The sequence below is a fragment of the Orlajensenia leifsoniae genome (assembly GCF_004570845.1).
GTDB lineage: Bacteria > Actinomycetota > Actinomycetes > Actinomycetales > Microbacteriaceae > Orlajensenia > Orlajensenia leifsoniae.
The window spans coordinates 317,326-337,059 of the sequence record NZ_SPQZ01000002.1 but is presented as its reverse complement, the minus strand read 5'-3'; the positions used below and the strand labels follow the sequence as shown (position 1 = coordinate 337,059).

19 protein-coding genes are annotated in these 19,734 nt (G+C 70.3%); all 19 read right to left on the bottom strand.

Annotated features, from left to right (window positions below):
• Positions 1-774 carry an indole-3-glycerol phosphate synthase TrpC gene (gene trpC, locus E4M00_RS05660; protein WP_135119962.1) on the bottom strand — a complete coding sequence of 258 codons (774 nt, stop codon included), beginning with the start codon at positions 772-774 and terminating at the stop codon, positions 1-3.
• Positions 775-776: 2 nt separating this feature from the next.
• Positions 777-1,007 (bottom strand): DUF6704 family protein, encoded by a 231-nt coding sequence (locus tag E4M00_RS05655; protein WP_135119485.1) that lies wholly within the window; start codon positions 1,005-1,007, stop codon positions 777-779.
• A gap of 35 nt (positions 1,008-1,042) precedes the next feature.
• On the bottom strand, positions 1,043-1,657 hold the full coding sequence (locus E4M00_RS05650; protein WP_135119484.1) for a Trp biosynthesis-associated membrane protein: 615 nt from the start codon (positions 1,655-1,657) through the stop codon (positions 1,043-1,045).
• 31 nt (positions 1,658-1,688) lie between these two features.
• Positions 1,689-3,221, bottom strand: a complete 1,533-nt coding sequence (locus E4M00_RS05645) for an anthranilate synthase component I (protein ID WP_135119483.1) — start codon at positions 3,219-3,221, stop codon at positions 1,689-1,691.
• On the bottom strand, positions 3,218-3,640 hold the full coding sequence (gene hisI / locus E4M00_RS05640) for a phosphoribosyl-AMP cyclohydrolase (protein ID WP_135119482.1): 423 nt from the start codon (positions 3,638-3,640) through the stop codon (positions 3,218-3,220). Before hisI ends, E4M00_RS05645 begins: the two co-directional genes overlap by 4 nt.
• Positions 3,637-4,401 (bottom strand): imidazole glycerol phosphate synthase subunit HisF, encoded by a 765-nt coding sequence (hisF, locus tag E4M00_RS05635; protein ID WP_135119481.1) that lies wholly within the window; start codon positions 4,399-4,401, stop codon positions 3,637-3,639. Before hisF ends, hisI begins: the two co-directional genes overlap by 4 nt.
• Before the next feature lie 10 nt (positions 4,402-4,411).
• Complete coding sequence (gene hisG / locus E4M00_RS05630; protein ID WP_135119480.1) at positions 4,412-5,251, bottom strand: ATP phosphoribosyltransferase; 840 nt, start codon at positions 5,249-5,251, stop codon at positions 4,412-4,414.
• Between the two features lie 60 nt (positions 5,252-5,311).
• Complete coding sequence (locus E4M00_RS05625) at positions 5,312-5,575, bottom strand: phosphoribosyl-ATP diphosphatase (protein ID WP_135119479.1); 264 nt, start codon at positions 5,573-5,575, stop codon at positions 5,312-5,314.
• A 13-nt stretch (positions 5,576-5,588) separates the two neighbouring features.
• Positions 5,589-6,257 carry a ribulose-phosphate 3-epimerase gene (rpe, locus tag E4M00_RS05620; protein ID WP_135119478.1) on the bottom strand — a complete coding sequence of 223 codons (669 nt, stop codon included), beginning with the start codon at positions 6,255-6,257 and terminating at the stop codon, positions 5,589-5,591.
• A gap of 14 nt (positions 6,258-6,271) precedes the next feature.
• The gene (locus tag E4M00_RS05615) at positions 6,272-7,660 is read right to left on the bottom strand and encodes an RsmB/NOP family class I SAM-dependent RNA methyltransferase (RefSeq protein ID WP_135119477.1); all 1,389 of its coding nucleotides are present in this window, start codon (positions 7,658-7,660) and stop codon (positions 6,272-6,274) included.
• A complete protein-coding gene (fmt, locus tag E4M00_RS05610) occupies positions 7,657-8,574 on the bottom strand; it encodes a methionyl-tRNA formyltransferase (RefSeq protein ID WP_135119476.1) in 918 nt (305 codons plus the stop codon). Before fmt ends, E4M00_RS05615 begins: the two co-directional genes overlap by 4 nt.
• 4 nt (positions 8,575-8,578) lie before the next feature.
• Positions 8,579-10,609, bottom strand: coding sequence for a primosomal protein N' family DNA-binding protein (locus E4M00_RS05605; RefSeq protein ID WP_135119475.1), 2,031 nt, complete (start codon positions 10,607-10,609; stop codon positions 8,579-8,581).
• The gene (gene metK / locus E4M00_RS05600) at positions 10,609-11,802 is read right to left on the bottom strand and encodes a methionine adenosyltransferase (RefSeq protein ID WP_135119474.1); all 1,194 of its coding nucleotides are present in this window, start codon (positions 11,800-11,802) and stop codon (positions 10,609-10,611) included. Before metK ends, E4M00_RS05605 begins: the two co-directional genes overlap by 1 nt.
• A 72-nt stretch (positions 11,803-11,874) precedes the next feature.
• On the bottom strand, positions 11,875-13,104 hold the full coding sequence (coaBC, locus tag E4M00_RS05595; RefSeq protein ID WP_135119473.1) for a bifunctional phosphopantothenoylcysteine decarboxylase/phosphopantothenate--cysteine ligase CoaBC: 1,230 nt from the start codon (positions 13,102-13,104) through the stop codon (positions 11,875-11,877).
• A 29-nt stretch (positions 13,105-13,133) separates the two neighbouring features.
• Positions 13,134-13,391 carry a DNA-directed RNA polymerase subunit omega gene (rpoZ, locus tag E4M00_RS05590; RefSeq protein WP_055818200.1) on the bottom strand — a complete coding sequence of 86 codons (258 nt, stop codon included), beginning with the start codon at positions 13,389-13,391 and terminating at the stop codon, positions 13,134-13,136.
• Positions 13,392-13,477: 86 nt separating this feature from the next.
• Positions 13,478-14,386 carry a guanylate kinase gene (gene gmk, locus E4M00_RS05585; RefSeq protein WP_135119472.1) on the bottom strand — a complete coding sequence of 303 codons (909 nt, stop codon included), beginning with the start codon at positions 14,384-14,386 and terminating at the stop codon, positions 13,478-13,480.
• The gene (gene pyrF / locus E4M00_RS05580) at positions 14,379-15,236 is read right to left on the bottom strand and encodes an orotidine-5'-phosphate decarboxylase (RefSeq protein ID WP_135119471.1); all 858 of its coding nucleotides are present in this window, start codon (positions 15,234-15,236) and stop codon (positions 14,379-14,381) included. The genes gmk and pyrF overlap by 8 nt, the downstream gene beginning before the upstream one ends.
• Positions 15,233-18,523, bottom strand: a complete 3,291-nt coding sequence (carB, locus tag E4M00_RS05575; RefSeq protein WP_135119470.1) for a carbamoyl-phosphate synthase large subunit — start codon at positions 18,521-18,523, stop codon at positions 15,233-15,235. The genes pyrF and carB overlap by 4 nt, the downstream gene beginning before the upstream one ends.
• Positions 18,523-19,734 (bottom strand): glutamine-hydrolyzing carbamoyl-phosphate synthase small subunit, encoded by a 1,212-nt coding sequence (gene carA, locus E4M00_RS05570; RefSeq protein WP_135119469.1) that lies wholly within the window; start codon positions 19,732-19,734, stop codon positions 18,523-18,525. The genes carB and carA overlap by 1 nt, the downstream gene beginning before the upstream one ends.

Sequence of the window (19,734 nt, the reverse complement as noted above, 5' to 3'; positions counted from 1 at the left end):
TCACACCTGCAGGAAGTCGTGGAGCGTGGATTCCGGGTCGCCATGGGTGACGAGGGCTTCGCCGACGAGGACGACGTCGGCTCCGGCGGCACGGTAGTGCGCGACGTCGTCGACGGTCTTGACGGCGGATTCGGCGACGCGGATGACGCCGTCGGGGATGGATGCAGCGAGCCGGCCGAAGAGATCGCGGTCGAGCTCGAAGGTCGAGAGGTCGCGGGCATTGACGCCGATGAGGCCGGCGCCGATGTCGATCGCGCGGGACAGCTCGTCGGCGCTGTGCGTCTCGACCAGGGCCGTCATGCCCAGCTCGCCGATGAGGGCGTGCAGGTCGGCGAGGACGGGCTGGTCGAGGGCGGCGACGATGAGGAGGACGAGGTCGGCTCCGGCCGCGCGGGCCTCGAAGACCTGGTAGGCCGTGCCGATGAAGTCCTTGCGGAGCACGGGGATGCGGACGGCGGCTCGCACGGCCTCGAGGTCGGCGAGGGAGCCGCCGAAGCGACGTTCCTCGGTCAGCACGCTGATGGCCGAGGCTCCGCCGCGCTCGTAGGAGAGCGCGAGGGCGGCGGGGTCGGCGATGGCGGCGAGGGAGCCGCGCGACGGGCTCGCTCGCTTGACCTCCGCGATGATGCGCACGGCATCAGCGGGGGCGAGGGCGGCCAGCGCGTCGAGGGCTGCGGGTCGCGCGAGGGCGGCCTGCTCGACCACGGCGAACGGCCGCTCGCTGCGGCGCGTCTCGGAGTCCTCGATCGATCCGCTCGTGAGGGCGGTCAGCAGGTTCAGTGTTCTCTCACCGTGGTCTTCGAGCCGCCGACGCCGTAGCCGGCACGGGCCAGGGCCCATCCGACGATGGCACCGATGACGAGGAGCGCGGCCGAGGCCCAGACGAGCCAGACGAGTTCGAAGAAGAAGGCGATCGTGCCGATCGTGAAGGCGACCAGCATGATGATGACAGCGGTCCAGGCGGCCGGCGAATGTCCGTGTCCGAGCTCGGCGGTCTCTGTACTCATGGTTCTCCTCGTGAGGGTTGGGGTGCTGTGGAAGTCTACCGGTTGGCCGGGCCGGCGTCGGGCTCGGCGGTCGGGTCGTCGCCGCGCGAGAGCTCGTCCCATTCGTCGACGGCGCGGTCCTTCGCGCTCACCTCGGTGCTCTCGAGCCGCACCGCCTGGTACTTGCGGGCGGATGCCGGCCACCGGCGCGTCGTGACCAATACGCCGATCGCTCCGAGGGCGATGACGATGCCGGCGACGAGCGCCAGCACCGGCCACGCGCTGCCCCCGACGGAGCTGACGAGCTCGTGCACGGAGTCGGATCCGGAGACCCCCGTCGCCCCCGTGACGACGGACGCCCCGGCCGCGACGGGATCGCCGAGCGCGAGGGTCGTCGAGAGGATCACACTGCCGCCGAGGAGCATTCCGAGCACGCCGAGCACGATCCGGATCAACGGTCCGGCGATGGCGAGGGCAGCGGCCAGCGCCAGCGCCGCGAAGGCGAGGGCGCTGAGTGCCGGAGCCGCGACGGCTCCGCTCACCGCGAGCTCGGTCGAGCCGCCGGCACCCGACGCCACCGTGAGCGTGAACCACTGCTGGGTCGCCGCGAGCAGAGCCAACGCGGCCCCCACGACGATGACGAGGATGACCTTGTACTTGGGCTTCTGCACTACGCGGTCCTCATCACTGCGACACCCGCGATCACTGCGACACCCGCGTCATGGCGTTGGCGATGGCGACAGCTCGCAGGGGCGCCGCGGCCTTGGTGCGCGACTCCTCGTACTCCGTCGCCGGGTCGGAGTCGGCCACCAGGCCGGCACCGGCCTGCACGTGGGCGACGCCGCCCGCGATGACGGCCGTGCGGATGGCGATGGCCAGGTCGGCGTCTCCCCCGAAGCCGAAGTAGCCGACGACACCGCCGTAGACGCCGCGCTGGGCCGGCTCGAGCTCGTCGATGATCTCCAGGGCGCGCGGCTTCGGAGCCCCCGAGAGAGTGCCGGCCGGGAAGGTCGCCCGGAAGGCGTCGATGGCCGTGCGCCCGGGTGCGAGATCGCCCTCGACCGAGGAGACGATGTGCATGATGTGGCTGAAGCGCTCGACGCGCATGAACTCCGTGACCTCGACTGTTCCCGCCGTGCAGACCCGGGAGAGGTCGTTGCGCGCGAGGTCGACGAGCATGAGGTGCTCCGCGCGCTCCTTGGCGTCGGCGAGCAGCTCCTTCTCGAGGTCGGCGTCCTCCTCCGGGTTCGCGCCTCGGGGGCGGGACCCGGCGATCGGATGCGTGAAGGTGCGGCCGTCCTGCACCTTCACGAGCGACTCCGGCGACGACCCGACGATCCAGTACGCCTGGCCGGCCACGTCCTCGAGGCTGAGCAGGTACATGTACGGGCTCGGGTTGAGGCTGCGGAGTACGCGATAGACGTCGAGCGGATGCGCCTCGGCCGGGTGGTCGAATCGCTGCGAGATCACGACCTGGAAGACGTCGCCCTCCCGCACGTAGTGCTTGGACCTCTCGACGGCGTCCTCGTAGTCCGCCCGCGGTACGCGGTGGGTCGGATCGGCCGGTGTCGACAGGTCGACGATGGCCAGCGCGGGCTCCGAGGGCGCCGCGAGGGCGGCCTGCAGGGCGTCGAGCCGGGACTGGGCGTCGGCCCAGGCGGCATCCGTCGTCGTCTGCCCGTCGTTCAGCACGCTCGCGATCAGCGACGCCGTACCGAAGCGGTGGTCGAGCACCACGAGGTCGGCGACGAAGGCGAAGGCCTGTCCGGGCACCTCGTAGTCGGCCGGCGGCCGGTTCGGCAGGTGCTCGAGCTGGCGCACGGCCTCCCAGCCGATGAAGCCGACGAGGCCGCCGGTGAGAGGAGGGTGGCCGTCGATCGGGGCCGTCTGCCAGCGCGTGTAGACCTGGCCGAGCACCTCGAGCGGGGCGAGGCCGGCGATGTCGCCGAGCATGCGGTCGGCGCTCTCGGTGGCGCTGATCCAGCGCACGGCGTCGTCGTGCTGGGTGAGCACGCCGAAGGAGTTGACGCCGACGAAGGAGTAGCGCGACCAGATGCCGCCCTGCTCGGCGGACTCCAGAAGGAAGCTGCCGGGGCGTCCGCCCGTGAGCTTGCGGTAGATGGCGACGGGCGACTCGGCATCGGCGAACAACTCCCGGATGACGGGGATCACGCGGTGGTCTGGGGTGAGGGCGTCGAACGCCTCACGGGTGGTCGTGGCGGTGCTGACCGTCATGATCCCTCCGGATTCTCGTCCTGGTTCACTGTCTGGGGTGCTGATGCCGTCACCGGCTGCAGCGGATCGACGTCGAAGCAGCTGTGCTCCCCGGTGTGGCAGGCGGCACCGATCTGCTCGACCTGTACGAGCAGGGTGTCCGCGTCGCAGTCGAGGGCGGCGCCGCGCACGTACTGGGCGTGGCCGGAGGTGTCGCCCTTGCGCCAGTACTCCTGACGAGACCGCGACCAGAAGGTGACGCGCCCCTCGGTGAGGGTGCGGCGGAGCGCCTCGGCGTCCATCCACCCGAGCATGAGCACCTCGCGGGTGTCCCACTGCTGGATCACGGCGGGCAACAGGCCGTCGCCGCCGAAGGTGGCGCGCGCCAGGACGGCGTCGACGTCGGTGGCCTCTGTGTCTCCCTGTCCTGTGGTGCTCATGCGCGGACCACCGCTCCCTCTCGTGCGAGTTCCTGCTTGACCTGGCCGATGGTGAGCAGTCCGTCGTGGAAGACGCTCGCGGCGAGTACGGCATCCGCCCCGGCCTCGATCGCCGGAGCGAAGTGCTCCAGGGCACCGGCACCGCCCGAGGCGATCACCGGAACACTGCTGAGAGCGCGCATGGCGCGCACCAGCTCGAGGTCGAAGCCCGCCTTGGTGCCGTCGGCGTCGATGGAGTTGACCAGCAGCTCGCCGGCACCGAGCTCGATGGCCTGTCGGGCCCAGTCGAGGGCGTCGAGGGTCGTCTCGGTTCGACCGCCGTGGGTCGTCACGACGAACCCTGATGCCGTGGACGGGCTGCGCTTGACGTCGAGCGAGAGCACGAGCACCTGGGCTCCGAAGCGGTCGGCGATCTCGCCGATCAGTTCGGGGCGACGGATGGCTGCGCTGTTGACGCCGACCTTGTCCGCGCCGCACGCGAGGAGCCGCGCCACGTCGTCGGCACTGCGCACGCCACCGCCGACGGTGAGCGGGATGAAGACCTGCTCGGCCGTGCGCTCGACGATGTCGAAGGTGGTCGACCGGTCGTCGACCGTCGCCGTGACGTCGAGGAATGTGATCTCGTCAGCGCCCTGCTCGTAGTACGTGCGGGCGAGCTCGACGGGGTCCCCGGCATCGCGCAGGTTGAGGAAGTTGACACCCTTCACGACGCGGCCGTCGGCCACGTCGAGGCACGGGATCACACGAACGGAGAGGGACATCTCTCGCTCCCTAGAGACGCGCGGCGTGGATCGTCGTGACGAGGATGGCGCGGGCGCCGAGCTCGTACAGCGCGTCCATCACGTTGTTCGTGTCGTCCCGCGGGATCATGACGCGCACGGCGACCCAGTCGGGGTCGTGCAACGGCGAGATCGTCGGCGATTCGAAGCCCGGGGCGAGCGCCGTGGCCTGCACGAGCAGGCGTGCCGGCACGTCGTAGTCCATGAGCACGTAGCGACGGGCGACGAGCACTCCCTGGAGGCGGCGCAGCAGCGTGGCCGTTCCCGGCTTCTCATCGGGTGAGCTGATGAGGACGGCCGTCGACTCGAGGATGACGGGACCGAAGACCGAGAGGCCGGCCTTGCGGAGTGTCGTGCCGGTCTCGACGACGTCAGCGATGGCGTCGGCCACTCCGAGACGCACGGCGGATTCCACTGCTCCGTCGAGGGTGACGAGCGTGGCCGAGACGCCGTGGCGCTCGAGGAACTCGCCGACGAGGATCGGGTAGCTCGTCGCGATGCGCACGCCCTCGAGGTCGGCGAGGTCGCTGAAGCGTTCGGCCGGACCGGCGAAGCGGAAGGTGGAGCGGGCGAACTCGAGCTCGGCCGTCTCGGTGGCGGCGGAGCCGGAGTCGATGAGCAGGTCGCGGCCGGTGATGCCGACGTCGAGCGCGCCCGAGCCGACGTAGGTCGCGATGTCGCGCGGGCGCAGGTAGAAGAACTCGACGCCGTTGCGCTCGTCGATGATGTGGAGTTCCTTGGCGTCACGGCGACCGGCGTAGCCGGCCTCCGAGAGCATGTCGGCGGCGGTCTCCGACAGCGAGCCCTTGTTGGGCACTGCGATTCTCAGCATGGTGATGGGGTCTTCCGATGGGTCAGGCGAAACGTGGCTGGACAACTGGCGAACTCTCGTTCACAGATGTCGGTACACGTCGGCCGGGGTCAGACCCTTCGCGACCATGAGCACCTGGAGGTGGTAGACGAGCTGCGAAATCTCCTCGGAGGTCTCCTCGTCGGACTGGTACTCGGCCGCCATCCAGACCTCGGCCGCCTCCTCGACGATCTTCTTGCCGATCGCGTGCACGCCGGCGTCGAGCTCGCGCACGGTGCCGGAGCCCTCGGGGCGTGTCTTCGCCTTCTCGGAGAGCTCGGCGAACAGTTCGTCGAATGTCTTCACAGCATCAACGGTACTAGTGACCGTGGACGTGTGACGCCGCAGCGGCGCGAAGTCCGGCGATGGCATCGTCGGGTACGTCGGCGTTGAACACGGCGGAGCCCGCCACGAAGGTGTCGGCCCCGGCCTCGGCGGCGACCAGGATCGTCTCCGCCGTGATGCCGCCGTCGACCTGCAGCCAGACGTCGGCGCCGGTTCTCCGGACGGCATCCGCGAGCCGGGTCAGCTTGGGCATTGTCGACGGCATGAAGCTCTGGCCGCCGAATCCGGGCTCCACCGTCATCACCAGGATCTGGTCGAACTCGTCGAGCATCTCCAGGTAGGGCTCGACGGGCGTGCCCGGCTTGAGGGCGAGACCGGCGCGGGCGCCGCGCTCACGCAGGGCACGGGCGAGGGCGATGGGCTCCTGTGCCGCCTCGGCGTGGAAGGTGACCGAGAACGCCCCGGCCTCCGCGTAGCCCGGAGCCCAGCGATCGGGGTCATCGATCATGAGATGCACGTCGAGCGGCAGCGGAGAGACCTGCTGCAGCCGCGTGGCCATCTGGAGGCCGAAGGTGAGGTTCGGCACGAAGTGATTGTCCATGATGTCGACGTGCACGGCGTCGGCACCCCGGATGCGGCCGAGTTCGCTCTCGAGGTTGGCGAAGTCGGCGGAGAGGATGCTCGGATTGATCCTGGCGGGCATGGGGTCCGATCTGGCTAGGTGCGCCGGAACAGCGCGATGAACATGGCGTCGGTGCCGTGGCGGTGCGGCCAGAGCTGCACTGTGTGCGGATCGCCGGCGAGGTCGAGCGGGTGCTCCACGACGTCGGCGAGAACGGCCCTGGTGTCGAGAGGCTCCAGGTCGTCACCCCAGCGTGAGGCCACGGCGCGGACGGCGCCCAGGGTCTCGCCGGTGTGCGGCGAGCAGGTGACGTAGGCGAGCACTCCGCCGGGCTTCAGCGCGACGACTGCGGCGTCGAACAGCCTCGCCTGCAGCGAGCTCAGCTCGGCGACGTCGCGCGGCGACTTGCGCCACCGCGCCTCGGGGCGGCGCCGGAGGGCGCCGAGTCCGGTGCACGGGGCGTCGAGCATGATGCGGTCGAAGGCTGCAGGATGCATCTCCCCCACCTCGGTGCCGTCGAACTCGGCCACCTCGATGTCGCTCGAGACTGCAGAGAGCGCCGAGCGCACGAGCTCGGCGCGGGCTGGCACCAGCTCGTTCGCGAGCAGTTCGGCTCCGCCTGCCAGCGCCTCGGCCGCGAGAAGCGCCGCCTTGCCTCCCGGACCGGCGCAGAGGTCGAGCCAGCGCTCCCCTGCCTCGACCGGACGCACGCGGCTGAGGGCCAGCGCTGCGAGCTGGGAGCCCTCGTCCTGCACGCGCACAGTACCGTGCGAGCGCTTCGTGATGGCCGTCGGGTCGCCTCCGCCGAGGTCGTGACCGACCGGCGAGTAGCGGTTGGCCTCTCCGAGTGACGCGGCGATCTCGGAGTCGACCAGGTGCGGCAGTGCCACGAGGTTCACCCGGGGTGCCGCGTTGTCCGCGGCGAGCAGCGCCTCGAGCTCATCGGCTCGCCCCTCGGCGTCGAGGCCCTGGCGGAGCGCCCGCACGATCCAGGCCGGGTGCGAGTACAGCAGGGCCAGCTTCTCGTCGGGGTCGGACTCCTCGCCGACGACCGCTTCGCGCCATTCCTCGAGGGTGGAGCGCGAGATCGTGCGCAGCACGCCGTTGGCGAATCCCGAGGCCGAACGCGAGCCGTACTCGCGGGCGAGCTCCACCGATTCGTTGACAGCGGCATGGTCGGCCGTGCGCATGGAGAGGAGCTGGTGCGCGCCGAGACGCAGGGCGTCGAGAACCGGGCCGTCGATCTTCTCGACCGGGCGGCCCGCCGTGAGCGAGATCACCCTGTCGTAGAAGCCGCGCATGCGGAGCGTTCCGTAGGTGAGTTCGGTGGCCAGAGCTGCGTCGCCGGTGGAGAGCTTGGCGCGATCGATGCGCACGGGCAGCAGCAGATTGGCGTAGGCGTCGCTCGTGCTGACGGCCGAGATCACGTCGTATGCGACTCGTCGTGCCGGCTGGATGCGGCTGGTCTCGGTGCGGGGGCTCATCCGGCGATCACCTCGTCTGTTCCGGCGCCACGCCACCAGTCGGCGGCGGACATGGGGGTCTTGCCGGATGGTTGCACCCGGCGGAGTTCGAGTGGGGCGTCGGCTGTGCCGGCGAGCACACGGCCATCGACGCTGCTGATGGTGCCGGGAGCCAGCGGGGCGGCATCCGGAGCCGGACGAGCCTCGAGCACCTTGAAGCGCGCTCCGTCGATCTCGGTGAAGGCGCCCGGTTCCGGCGTCATGCCCCGGATGCGGCTGTCGATGCTCGCGAGGGGAAGCGTCCAGTCGATGCGGGCGTCGTCGATCGTGAGCTTGGGGGCGAGGGTGACCTCGCCCGTCTGCGGAACGGCCACGGCGGTTCCCGCCTCGAGCTGCGCCACGACATCGACGAGCAGCGAGGCTCCGTCGACGCTCAGGGCGTCGAGCATGCTGCCGGCGGTGTCGTCGGCCGCCACAGGGCGCTCGATGCGGCCGAAGACGTCTCCGGCGTCGAGCGCCGGGACGAGCTGGAAGACGTCGGCGCCCGTGACGGCGTCGCCCGCGGCGATGGCACGCTGCACGGGGGCCGCTCCGCGCCAGCGCGGCAGCAGCGAGAAGTGCAGGTTGACCCAGCCGAGCCGGGGAGTCGAGAGCAGCGGCTCGCGCACGAGCCCTCCGTAGGCGACGACGACGCCGAGCTCTGCGCCGAAGGAGAGCAGCTGCTCGGTGACCGTGGCGTCGAGGCGGTTGGCCTTCACGACGCTGAGCCCGAGCTCCTCGGCGGCGGCAGCGACGGGAGACGGCGTGAGCACGCGCTTGCGCCCGACGGGTGCGTCTGCGCGGGTCACGACGGCCGCGATGGTGTGCCCGGCGGCGTGCAGGGCACGGAGTGAGGGCACCGCGACCTCGGGGGTCCCGGCGAAGAGGATTTTCATGGCGTTACAGGATCTCCGGGTCGTCGAATCTGATTCTGAGTGTAGGCGCGACCCGGCGCTTGTCCCGTCCGGAGCGGGTGCGGCTGGCGATGCGCACCACGACCGCCCGCAACTCCCCCGCCACGGCGGCACCCGCCGCATAGTCGAATCGCACGATGGCGCGCACCTGGCCGTCGGCGACGGGAACGGGTCCGAGAACCTCCGCGGCCTCGATGGGTTCGATCGCTGCGAGGGCCTCCGCCACGCCGGCGGCCGAGCCGGTGACGGATGCCGCTCGCACCGCTGGCGGGAACCGCAGCGCTCGCCTGTCTGCGAGTTCGGCTGCGGCGAAGGAGTCCTGGCGCCACGACGCCAGGGCGTCGGACACGGGGCCCGTGGCGCCGGCCAGGAGGACGGGGGCGCCGGGCGCGGCGAGGGCGGCGGCGTTCGACCACCAGCGCAGGCAGTCCTCGCCGACCCGGAGGGACTCGCGGGCCAGCATCCGTTCGCCATCGAGAAGCAGGACCGCGTGGTAGCCGCCTGCCGCGATCGGTTCGGCGCCGCGCGTGGCGATGACGAGGGCGGGCTTCTCGCCGACCGTGAGAACTTCGTGGTCGCCGTCGGAGAGCACGATGAGGGCGCCGGGGAAGGCCCGACCGAGCTCGTCTGCCGTGCGTCCGGACCCTGCGCCGATGCTGCGGAAGGTGCGACCCTGGCAGTTCGAGCAGCTCCAGTCGGCAGCGACGGCGCCGCACAGCCTGCAGGCGGGGATGGCTCCGGGCTTCGAGACGCCGAGGGGTCCGCCGCAGCGGGTGCAGCGGGCGGGTTCGCGGCAGGTGGCGCAGGCGATCCACGGGGAGTAGCCGGGGCTGGCCACCTGGACCAGCACGGGGCCGGTCTCGAGCGCCGTGCGGGCCTCGCGCCACGCCGTCGACGGGATGCGGGCCGCCTGGGCGACGGGATCCTCGCTGGACTGGCGTCCGGTGGGGATGACCCGGGGTCGCGGGGCGCGCTCGGGGTCGACGGCGCGCATCCAGCCGATCTCGATGAGCCGCTCCGCCTCGACGCTGCGGGCGTTGCCGGCGAGCACGAGCGCGCAGCCCAGCTGCTCCTGCCGCACGAGGGCGGCGTCGCGGGTGTGCACGTAGGGCGCCAGCTGCTCGGCGTACAGCGGATCGCCGTCGTCCCAGACCACGATGAGTCCGAGGGCGGCGGCGGGAGCGTAGATCGAAGCGCGGTTGCCGACGACGACCACGGGCGCGGGCTCGAGGCAGCGCAGGAAGGCCGCGTAGCGCTCGGCATCGGGCTGCCTGGCGTCGAGGCGCACGACGGCCTCCGCCGGCAGGGCCGCGGCCAGCGCCGCTTCGAGCTGGGCCTGGTCGCGGTAGTCGGGAACGGCGAGGATGCTGCTCCGGCCCGACGCGAGCATGGTGACGGCGAGTTCCGCGAGGGTGATGGCCCAGTGCCCGACCCAGGCTCCGCCCGGCAGCTCCACCAGCCGGGGAATCGCCCGGAGGGCGATGCGCTCGCCGACCGACACGGCGTTGGCGAGGGCGGCGGGGTAGCCGGTGATGGCGACGGCCTCGACCGTGGGCTCGGCGGCGGGTGCCACGGTATCCGCCTCCGTGGCCTCCGCGGCCTCGGCGACCTCGGTGGCCTCGGCTGCAGCGGCATCCGCCCGCCGTGCCAGCCATTTCTTCTCGACCCGCACCTGCCGCGGCGGCACAGCGAGACGCACGATGTCGCTCGCCGTGCCGCCGGAGCGGTCGGCGACCCGGCGGGCGAGGGTCCAGACCGCCGGGTCGAGCACCGGAGCCGACGACACCACGGAGTCGAGGGCGCTGAGCTTGCCGCCGAACTCCGCGTCGTCGGCATCGACGAGGCCGATGACGTACCCGCTCGTGAGCCTCGTCGCCGAGCGGAACGGCACCTTCACCCTCACTCCCACGCCGATGTCGTCGACGAGGTCGTCGGGAACGCTGTAGTCGAAGGGGTGATCGAGTTGCGGAAGCGGGGAATCGATGAGCACCCGGGCGATGAGTCCCGGCACCGGCACTACAGCCCGGCTGCGCTGCGGAGGTCGTCCACGCGGTCGAGTCGCTCCCAGGTGAAGTCGGGCAGCTCACGGCCGAAGTGGCCGTAGGTCGCCGTCTGGGCGTAGATGGGCCGCAGCAGGTCGAGGTCGCGGATGATGGCGGCGGGACGCAGGTCGAACACCTCGCGGATGGCGGCGCTGATCACGTCGTCGGGCAGGTGCCCGGTTCCGAAGGTCTCGACGTAGAGTCCCACGGGCGCCGCCTTGCCGATGGCGTAGGCCACCTGCACCTCGACCCTGTCTGCGAGCCCGGCCGCGACGGCGTTCTTGGCCACCCAGCGCATGGCGTAGGCGGCCGAGCGGTCGACCTTCGACGGGTCCTTGCCACTGAAGGCTCCCCCGCCGTGCCGGCTCGCGCCGCCGTAGGTGTCGATGATGATCTTGCGGCCGGTGAGGCCGGCGTCGCCCTGGGGGCCGCCGATCTCGAAGCGGCCCGTCGGGTTGATGAGCACCTTCAGGTCGGCGCTGGTCAGCTCGACGGAGTCGAGGACCGGACGGATGACGAGCTCCTCGACCTCGCGGCGGAGGTCTTCGGTCGAGACCTTCGGGGAGTGCTGGGTCGAGAGCACGACGGTGTCGATGGTGCGCGGCACGGAGCCGTCGTAGCCGACGGTGACCTGGGTCTTTCCATCCGGGCGCAGGTAGTCGACGAGCCCCTCCTTGCGCACGGCGGCGAGCCGCTCGGAGAGCCTGTGCGCGATCCAGATGGGAACGGGCATGAGCTGCGGGGTCTCGGTCGTGGCGTAGCCGAACATGATGCCCTGGTCCCCGGCGCCCTGCTGGTCGAGGGCGTCTCCGCTGGCCTGTTCGCGCGATTCGAAGGCGTCGTCGACGCCCTGGGCGATGTCGGGCGACTGTGCACCGATCGAGATCGAGACTCCGCAGGAGCGGCCGTCGAACCAGACGTCGGAAGACGTGTAGCCGATGGAGGTGATGCGGTCGCGCACGATGGCGGGGATCTCGACGTAGCCCGAGGTCGTCACCTCACCCGCGACGTGCACGAGCCCCGTCGTGACGAGGGTCTCGACGGCGACGCGAGCATGCGGGTCGACCGTGAGGAGAGCGTCGAGGATGGAGTCCGAGACCTGGTCGCAGATCTTGTCGGGGTGTCCTTCGGTGACGGATTCGGATGTGAACAGGCGGAGATCGCTCATGGTGCCCCGTTTCTAGTGTGACGAGCGTCATGGATCGGCGACCGCATCGGGTTTCGACGCCGCCGCCGCTGCTCAGTCGAGTGCGACGATGGCGTCGAGAATACGGTCGGCCACCGACATCTTGCTGCCGGCGGCCTCGCTCACTATATCGCCGGCCCCATCGAGCACAACGACGGAGTTGCCGTCTGTGGCGAAGCCCTCGGTCCAGCCGACGCGGTTCACGACGAGGAGGTCGGCCCCCTTGCGGGCGATCTTCGCGCGACCCAGCTCGAGCAGCGCGGCGGGGTCGGGTTCGGTCTCGGCGGCGAAGCCGACGAGGCGCAGCCCCGGGTACTCCCCTGCACGCCGGGCAGCACCCAGTTCGGCCAGGATGTCGGGGTTCTTCACGAGGGAGAGCTCGAGCGTGTCTCCCTGCGACTCCTTCTTGATCTTGGAGTCGACGACGACAGCGGGTCGGTAGTCGGCCACGGCCGCTGCCATCACGAGGATGTCGGCGTCGGCCGCGGCATCCGTCACGGCCTGCTGCAACTCGCGGGCGGTGGATGCCTCGACGAGAGTGACGCCCTCGGGAGGAGAGACCTCGAGGTGGGCCGCGATGAGGGTGACGTCAGCTCCCCGAGCGCGGGCCGCCGCCGCGATGGCGACGCCCTGGCGCCCGCTCGAGCGGTTGCCGAGGAAACGCACGGGGTCGAGCGGTTCGCGGGTTCCGCCGGCCGTGACGACGACACGACGACCGGAGAGGTCACCGGATGCCGCGAGCCTGGCCGCGTGCTCGGCATACACGGCAAGGGCGGCGGCCACGATGGTCTCGGGCTCCTCGAGCCTGCCCGGGCCGGAGTCGCGGCCCGTCAGCTGGCCGACGGCCGGGCCGACGACGGAGACGCCACGGCTGCGCAGGGTCGCGATGTTCGCGACCGTCGCCGGGTTCTGCCACATCTCGGTGTGCATGGCCGGGGCTATGACGAGAGGGGCCGTGCTGGCGAGCACGGTGTTGCCGAGCAGGTCGTCGGCGATGCCGGCCGCGAGCTTGGCGATGGTGTTGGCCGTCGCGGGGGCGATCACGATGAGATCTGCCGCCTGGCCGATCGCCACGTGGCGCACCTCGGCGACCCCCTCGTACAACTCGGAATGCACCGGGTTGCGCGAGATGGCCTCGAGCGTGGGCCGCCCGACGAAGCGCAGGGCGGCGTCGGTGGCCACGACATGGACGTCATGGCCGACGAGCACGAGCGAGCGCACGACGTTGACGGCCTTGTAGGCCGCGATGCCGCCGGTGATGCCGACGACGACGTTGAGCGCCACGGTGTCGAGTGCTGTGCTGTGAGCTGGTGCTACTCGACGATCGGGCTGAGCTGGAGCTTGTCCTCGTTGATCTCGCGCATGGCGACGGAGAGCGGCTTGTCCTCGATGGACGAGTCGACGAGGGGTCCGACGTTGTCGAACAGGCTGCCGTCGTGCAGGTCGGCGTAGTAGTCGTTGATCTGGCGTGCGCGCTTGGATGCGAAGATGACGAGGGCGTACTTGGAGTCCACCTTCGACAGCAGCTCGTCGATGGGCGGGTCGATGATTCCGGTCAGCTTGTCAGCCATGTGAGAACACTCCTCAGTGCGATCGTGCGTTGCGTTCCGAAGGCGTCGGATGAACGCGTGAAAAAGATGGGCAAGCGACGAACGGGTCAGCGCTTCGGCTTGCGAGTCTGCATCAAGTCTACGACCTCTTGAGCGGCGGTGCTCACGTCGGTGTTCACGACCTCGAAATCGAACTCGTCGATGGCCGCCAGTTCGACCTTCGCGGTCTCGAGTCTGCGCTGCTGTTCCGGGCCGTCTTCGGTCGCCCGTCCGATGAGGCGGCGCACCAGTTCCTCCCACGACGGCGGGAGCAGGAAGACGAGCGACGCCTCGGGCATGGCCCGGCGCACCTTGCGGGCTCCCTGGATGTCGATCTCGAGCAGCACGCTGCGCCCGGAGGCGAGAGCTTCCTCGACGGGGCCGCGGGGCGTGCCGTAGCGGTGTGCGTTGTGCACCGTCGCCCACTCGAGAAGCTCCCCCGCCTCGATGAGGCGATCGAACTCGGCGTCGTCGACGAAGTAGTAGCTGACACCCTCAGTCTCGCCGGGGCGAGGTGCTCGGGTCGTCGCCGACACCGAGAGCAGGACGTCGGGGTAGTGCGTGCGGATGTGGCCGGCGACGGTGCCCTTGCCGACGGCCGTAGGCCCGGCCAGCACGACGAGACGATTGTGGCGCCCGGTCTGGGCGGCCAGCCTGTCTGTCAGGAAGCCGCGCAACCGGCGGCGCTGGTGGCGACCGAGGCCGCCGAGGCGCTTCGCCGGCGAGATGCCGAGCTCGTCCATGAAGCGGTGCATCTTGGTGACGCCGATGGACGGAATGCTGGTGAGGTACTCGGTGACGCGGATGCCGCCCTCGACGCTCGCCGGATCCTCTCCAGCGACGCGCAGCACGTCGAGCGGATTGCGCTCACCGGCGGAGATGGCCGCCTTGACCGCGGCACGTGCCCGTCGAGCAGCGACGGCGGCACGGGATGCAGCGACGCGATCGACCTCGGGGGGCGTGCCGTATTCAGCCACGATGCGACTCCACTTCCTCGGAGCGACGGGCGATCGCGTCCGCGACGCCCTCGGGTCCCGCCTCCAGTATGGTGCGTGATTCCGACACGATCACACCCGGAGTGAGATTCCCGAAGATCCTCCGGGTGTCTCGCGGGTCTGCTCCCTGGTGTCCGAATCCCGGCGCGAGCACGGGCAGGGTGGCCGTCGGCTGCTCGGCGCCGATATCGATTCCGAAGTCGGCCAGGGCGACGGTCGCGCCGATCACGACGCCGGCCGAGCCGAATCGCGAGCCGCCCTGTTGGGCGTTCCATCCGGTCAGCGCATCGATGACATCACCCGCGACGGTCGCGCCCGTGGCCGTGACCCGCGCATCCTGCACCCGAGCGGCTTCGGGGTTCGACGTCGCGGCCAGCACGAAGACGCCCTTGCCGCGCGCTGCCGCGTAATCGAGGCTCGAGGCGAGCGACCCGACGCCCAGGTACGGGCTCGCCGTGACGGCGTCGGCCTCGAGGGGGGAACCCGGCCGCAGCCAGGCCTCGGCGTACGCCTCCATCGTCGAGCCGATGTCGCCGCGCTTCGCGTCGGCGATGGTGAGGATCCCGGCCGAGCGGGCTTCTGCCAGCACCCGCTCGAGTGCGGCGAACCCGGCCGACCCGTGCCGCTCGAAGAACGAGACCTGCGGCTTGACGATGCCCGCCCGCCCGTGGGCGGCGCCGATCACCCGGAGTCCGAACTCGCGGGCGCCGATGGCATTGTCCTCCAGGCCCCAGCGGTCGAGCAGCCAGGCGTGGGGGTCGATCCCGACGCACAGGTGTCCGAAGCGGTCGAACGCCGCTCCGAGCCTGTCACCGAACGGGGTCACGCTCATGCGATCGCCGCCGCCCGCTGGAGCGCGTACTCCTGCAGCGAGGTGACCTCGAAGCCGCCACGCACGGCCTCGAGCGAGCCGACCGCGGCCGAGAGCTCGGCGATGGTCGTGAACAGCGGGATGTCGCTGGCGACGGCCGCCGCTCGGATCTCATAGCCGTCAGCACGCGCCGAACGGCCGCTCGGGGTGTTGATGACGACCTGCACCTCGGAACGGTGGATGAGCTCGACGATGGAGTCCGCCTCGACGTCGGCCTTCTCGCTGAACTTTCCGACGACGCCGGCGGCGATGCCGTTGCGACGCAGCACCTCGGCGGTGCCCTCCGTCGCGATGATCCTGTAGCCGAGCTCCTGCAGGCGCAGCACCGGGAGGATGATGGCGCGCTTGTCGCGGTCGGACACCGAGACGAAGACGGTGCCGTCGAGCGGCATCCCGCCGTAGGCCGCCAGCTGGCTCTTGGCGAAGGCGCGGGGGAAGTCGCGGTCGATGCCCATCACCTCGCCGGTGGAGCGCATCTCGGGGCCGAGGACGGAGTCGACGATCTGGCCGTCCTTGGTGCGGAAGCGCCGGAACGGGAGCACGGCCTCCTTCACGGCGACGGGCGAGTCGAACGGAACGCGGGAGCCGTCGATCTCGGGCAGCATGCCGTCGGCCTTGAGGTCGGCGATGGTGCGGCCGACCATGATGAGCGAGGCGGCCTTGGCCAGCGGGATGCCGAGGGCCTTCGCCACGAACGGCACCGTGCGCGACGCCCGCGGGTTGGCCTCGAGCACGTAGAGCACTCCGGCGCCGATCGCGAACTGCACGTTGAGCAGGCCGCGAACGCCGATGCCCCGTGCGATGGCCTCGGTCGCCTCGCGCACGCGGTCGATGACGCCACGGCCGAGCGTCACCGGCGGCAGGGTGCAGCTGGAGTCGCCGGAGTGGATGCCGGCCTCCTCGATGTGCTCCATGACGCCGCCGATGTAGAGCTCGTGGCCGTCGTAGAGGGCGTCGACGTCGATCTCGATGGCGTCGTCGAGGAAGCGGTCGACGAGAAGCGGATGCGACGGACCGACGATGCCCTGGCCCTCGATGCGCTCGAAGTAGTCCGCGAGCGACGAGCTGTCGTAGACGATCTCCATGCCGCGGCCGCCGAGCACGTAGCTCGGGCGCACGAGCACCGGGTAGCCGATCTCCTCTGCGACGGTGACGGCGCCCTGGAAGTCGAACGCGGTGCCGTTGCGCGGGGCGAGCAGGTTCGCCTCGTCGAGGATGCGCGAGAACTCGCCGCGCTCCTCGGCCAGGTCGATCGCCTCGGGCGTGGTGCCGAGGATGGTGATGCCGGCCTCCTTCAGGCCCTTGGCGAGACCGAGCGCGGTCTGGCCGCCGAGTTGCACGACGACGCCCACGAGCTCGCCGGACTGCGACTCGGCGTGGATGACCTCGAGCACGTCCTCCAGCGTGAGGGGCTCGAAGTACAGCCTGTCGCTGGTGTCGTAGTCGGTCGACACGGTCTCGGGGTTGCAGTTGATCATGATCGTCTCGAAGCCGGCGGCCGAGAGTGCGAACGACGCGTGCACGCAGGAGTAGTCGAACTCGACGCCCTGGCCGATGCGGTTCGGACCCGAGCCGAGGATGACGACCTTGCGGCGGTCGCTCGGGACCACCTCGGTCTCCTCGTCGTAGCTCGAGTAGTGGTACGGCGTGAGCGCCGGGAACTCGCCGGCACAGGTGTCCACGGTCTTGAAGACGGGGCGCACGCCCAGGGTGTGACGCACCTCGCGCACTCCGGCCTCGCCGAAGCCGCGCAGTTCGCCGATCTGCACATCCGAGAAGCCGTGGTCCTTCGCGTAGCGCAGGGTGTCGAAGTCGAGGGTGTCGGCTGCGGCGATGGCGTCGGCCACCTCGTTGATGAGCACGATCTGGTCGATGAACCACGGGTCGATCTTGGTGGCGTCGAAGACCTGCTCGACGGACGCTCCGGCCCGGAGTGCCTGCTGGACCGTCACGATGCGGCCATCCGTCGGCGTCTTCGAGATCTCGAGCAGCTCGTCGAGCGAGCGGGTCTCCTCGCCCCAGTGGAACGACGAGCCCTTCTTCTCGAGCGAGCGCAGCGCCTTCTGCAGGGCGGAGGCGTAGTTGCGGCCGATGGCCATGGCCTCTCCGACGCTCTTCATGGTGGTCGTGAGAGTGGGGTCGGCGGCCGGGAACTTCTCGAACGCGAACCGCGGGACCTTGACGACGACGTAGTCGAGCGTGGGCTCGAAGCTCGCCGGGGTGACGCGGGTGATGTCGTTCGGGATCTCGTCGAGCCTGTAGCCGATGGCGAGCTTGGCCGCGATCTTGGCGATCGGGAAGCCCGTCGCCTTCGATGCCAGCGCCGAGGAGCGCGAGACGCGCGGGTTCATCTCGATGACGATGATGCGGCCGTCGGCCGGGTCGATGGCGAACTGGATGTTGCAGCCGCCCGTGTCGACGCCCACGGCGCGGATGATGTCGATGCCGATGTCGCGCAGCTTCTGGTACTCGCGGTCGGTGAGGGTGAGCGCCGGCGCGACGGTGATCGAGTCGCCGGTGTGCACGCCGACGGGGTCGACGTTCTCGATCGAGCAGACGACGACGGTGTTGTCGGCCGTGTCGCGCATGAGCTCGAGCTCGTACTCCTTCCAGCCGAGGATCGACTCCTCGAGGAGCACCTCGTGCGTGGGCGAGTCGTGGATGCCCTGGCCGGCGATGCGCACCAGGTCGGCCTCGTCGTAGGCGAAGCCCGAGCCGAGGCCGCCCATCGTGAACGAGGGGCGCACCACGAGCGGGTAGCCGAGGTCGAGGGCGAACTCTTTCGCCTCGTCGAGGGTCGTGGCGATGTGGCTGCGCGCCACGTCCGCCCCGGCTTCGATCACGAGCTCCTTGAAGATCTGGCGGTCCTCGCCCTTGTTGATGGCCTCGAAGCTGGCGCCGATGAGCTCGACGTCGTACTTCTCCAGGATGCCGTTCTCGTGCAGCTGGATGGCCGCGTTCAGAGCGGTCTGACCGCCCAGGGTCGGCAGGATCGCGTCCGGCTTCTCCTTGGCGATGATGGTCTCGATGACCTCCCAGGTGATCGGCTCGACGTAGGTCGCGTCGGCGAAGTCGGGGTCGGTCATGATGGTGGCCGGGTTGGAGTTCACGAGGATGACGCGAACGCCCTCCTCGCGCAGCACGCGGCAGGCCTGGGTGCCGGAGTAGTCGAACTCGCAGGCCTGGCCGATGACGATCGGGCCGGAGCCGATGACGAGGACGCTGGTGATGTCTTCACGCTTGGGCATCAGTTCTGGTCTCCATCGGTTGCGTCGTTCTCGGATGCGTCGGGTGCTTCAGGTGCTTCGGTCGCCTCGCTCGCCGAGGTCCTCGCGAGCACCATGTCGCGGAACCTGTCGAACAGGTAGTTGGCGTCGTGCGGGCCTGCCGCGGACTCGGGGTGGTACTGCACGCTGAACGCGGGGATGTCGAGGCAGTTGAGTCCCTCGACCACGTTGTCGTTGAGGTCGTAGTGGCTGACCTCGACCCGGCCGAAGCCCTCGGCGGAGTCGCTCACCTCGTGCAGCGGCGCGTCGACGGCGAAGCCGTGGTTGTGCGCGGTGATCTCGACGCGACCCGTCGAGACGTCGATCACGGGCTGGTTGATGCCGCGGTGGCCGAACGGCAGCTTGTACGTGCCGAAGCCGAGGGCGCGGCCGAGCAGCTGGTTGCCGAAGCAGATGCCGAAGTAGGGCACGTCGGCGCGCAGCACCGTGCGGAGCAGCTCGACATGGTGGTCGGATGCCCCGGGGTCGCCCGGGCCGTTCGAGAAGAACAGCGCGCTCGGCTCGAGCTCCAGGATCTCCTCGGCCGTCACGGTCTGGGGCAGCACGATCACGTCGAAGCCGCGCTCCGCGAGGAAGTTGAGCGTGGAGGTCTTGACGCCGAGGTCGAGCACGGCCACTGAGCCGATGCGCTCCCCCGTGGCCGGAACCTCGTAGCGCTCCTGCGTCGAGACGGCGCCGGACAGGTTCTGGCCGGCCATCTCGACGCCGCTTCGCACCAGTTCGAGCTGCTCGCCGTCGCTGAGGGCGGCATCCGCCCCCGAGAAGATGCCGGCGCGCATGGCCCCGGCGGACCGTAGGTGCCTGGTGACGGCGCGCGTGTCGATGCCGCTGATGCCGACGACGCCCGACGCGACGAGGTCGTCGTCGAGGCTGCGCTCCGAGCGGAAGTTCGACACCACGCGGCTGGGGTCGCGCACGATGTAGCCGGCGACCCAGATCTTGGAGGACTCCATGTCCTCGTCGTTCATGCCGGTGTTGCCGATGTGCGGAGCCGTCTGCAGGACGATCTGGCCGGCGTAGCTCGGGTCGGTCAGCGTCTCCTGGTAGCCGGTCATGCCGGTGGAGAAGACGGCCTCGCCGACAGTGCGGCCCTCGGCGCCGTAAGCGCGGCCGCGGTAGCGCGATCCGTCCTCGAGGACGAGGACGGCCGGGCTCGGAATGGATGCAGCCAT

What these genes read in the sequence shown, in the direction of transcription:
- E4M00_RS05655 (WP_135119485.1), bottom strand. Translation starts at nt 1,007, where the DNA reads ATGAGTACAGAGACCGCCGAGCTCGGACACGGACATTCGCCGGCCGCC.
- E4M00_RS05645 (WP_135119483.1), bottom strand. Translation starts at nt 3,221, where the DNA reads ATGACGGTCAGCACCGCCACGACCACCCGTGAGGCGTTCGACGCCCTC.
- hisI (WP_135119482.1), bottom strand. Translation starts at nt 3,640, where the DNA reads ATGAGCACCACAGGACAGGGAGACACAGAGGCCACCGACGTCGACGCC.
- hisF (WP_135119481.1), bottom strand. Translation starts at nt 4,401, where the DNA reads ATGTCCCTCTCCGTTCGTGTGATCCCGTGCCTCGACGTGGCCGACGGC.
- hisG (WP_135119480.1), bottom strand. Translation starts at nt 5,251, where the DNA reads ATGCTGAGAATCGCAGTGCCCAACAAGGGCTCGCTGTCGGAGACCGCC.
- rpe (WP_135119478.1), bottom strand. Translation starts at nt 6,257, where the DNA reads ATGCCCGCCAGGATCAATCCGAGCATCCTCTCCGCCGACTTCGCCAAC.
- E4M00_RS05615 (WP_135119477.1), bottom strand. Translation starts at nt 7,660, where the DNA reads ATGAGCCCCCGCACCGAGACCAGCCGCATCCAGCCGGCACGACGAGTC.
- fmt (WP_135119476.1), bottom strand. Translation starts at nt 8,574, where the DNA reads ATGAAAATCCTCTTCGCCGGGACCCCCGAGGTCGCGGTGCCCTCACTC.
- metK (WP_135119474.1), bottom strand. Translation starts at nt 11,802, where the DNA reads ATGAGCGATCTCCGCCTGTTCACATCCGAATCCGTCACCGAAGGACAC.
- rpoZ (WP_055818200.1), bottom strand. Translation starts at nt 13,391, where the DNA reads ATGGCTGACAAGCTGACCGGAATCATCGACCCGCCCATCGACGAGCTG.
- pyrF (WP_135119471.1), bottom strand. Translation starts at nt 15,236, where the DNA reads ATGAGCGTGACCCCGTTCGGTGACAGGCTCGGAGCGGCGTTCGACCGC.
- carB (WP_135119470.1), bottom strand. Translation starts at nt 18,523, where the DNA reads ATGCCCAAGCGTGAAGACATCACCAGCGTCCTCGTCATCGGCTCCGGC.
- carA (WP_135119469.1), bottom strand. Translation starts at nt 19,734, where the DNA reads ATGGCTGCATCCATTCCGAGCCCGGCCGTCCTCGTCCTCGAGGACGGA.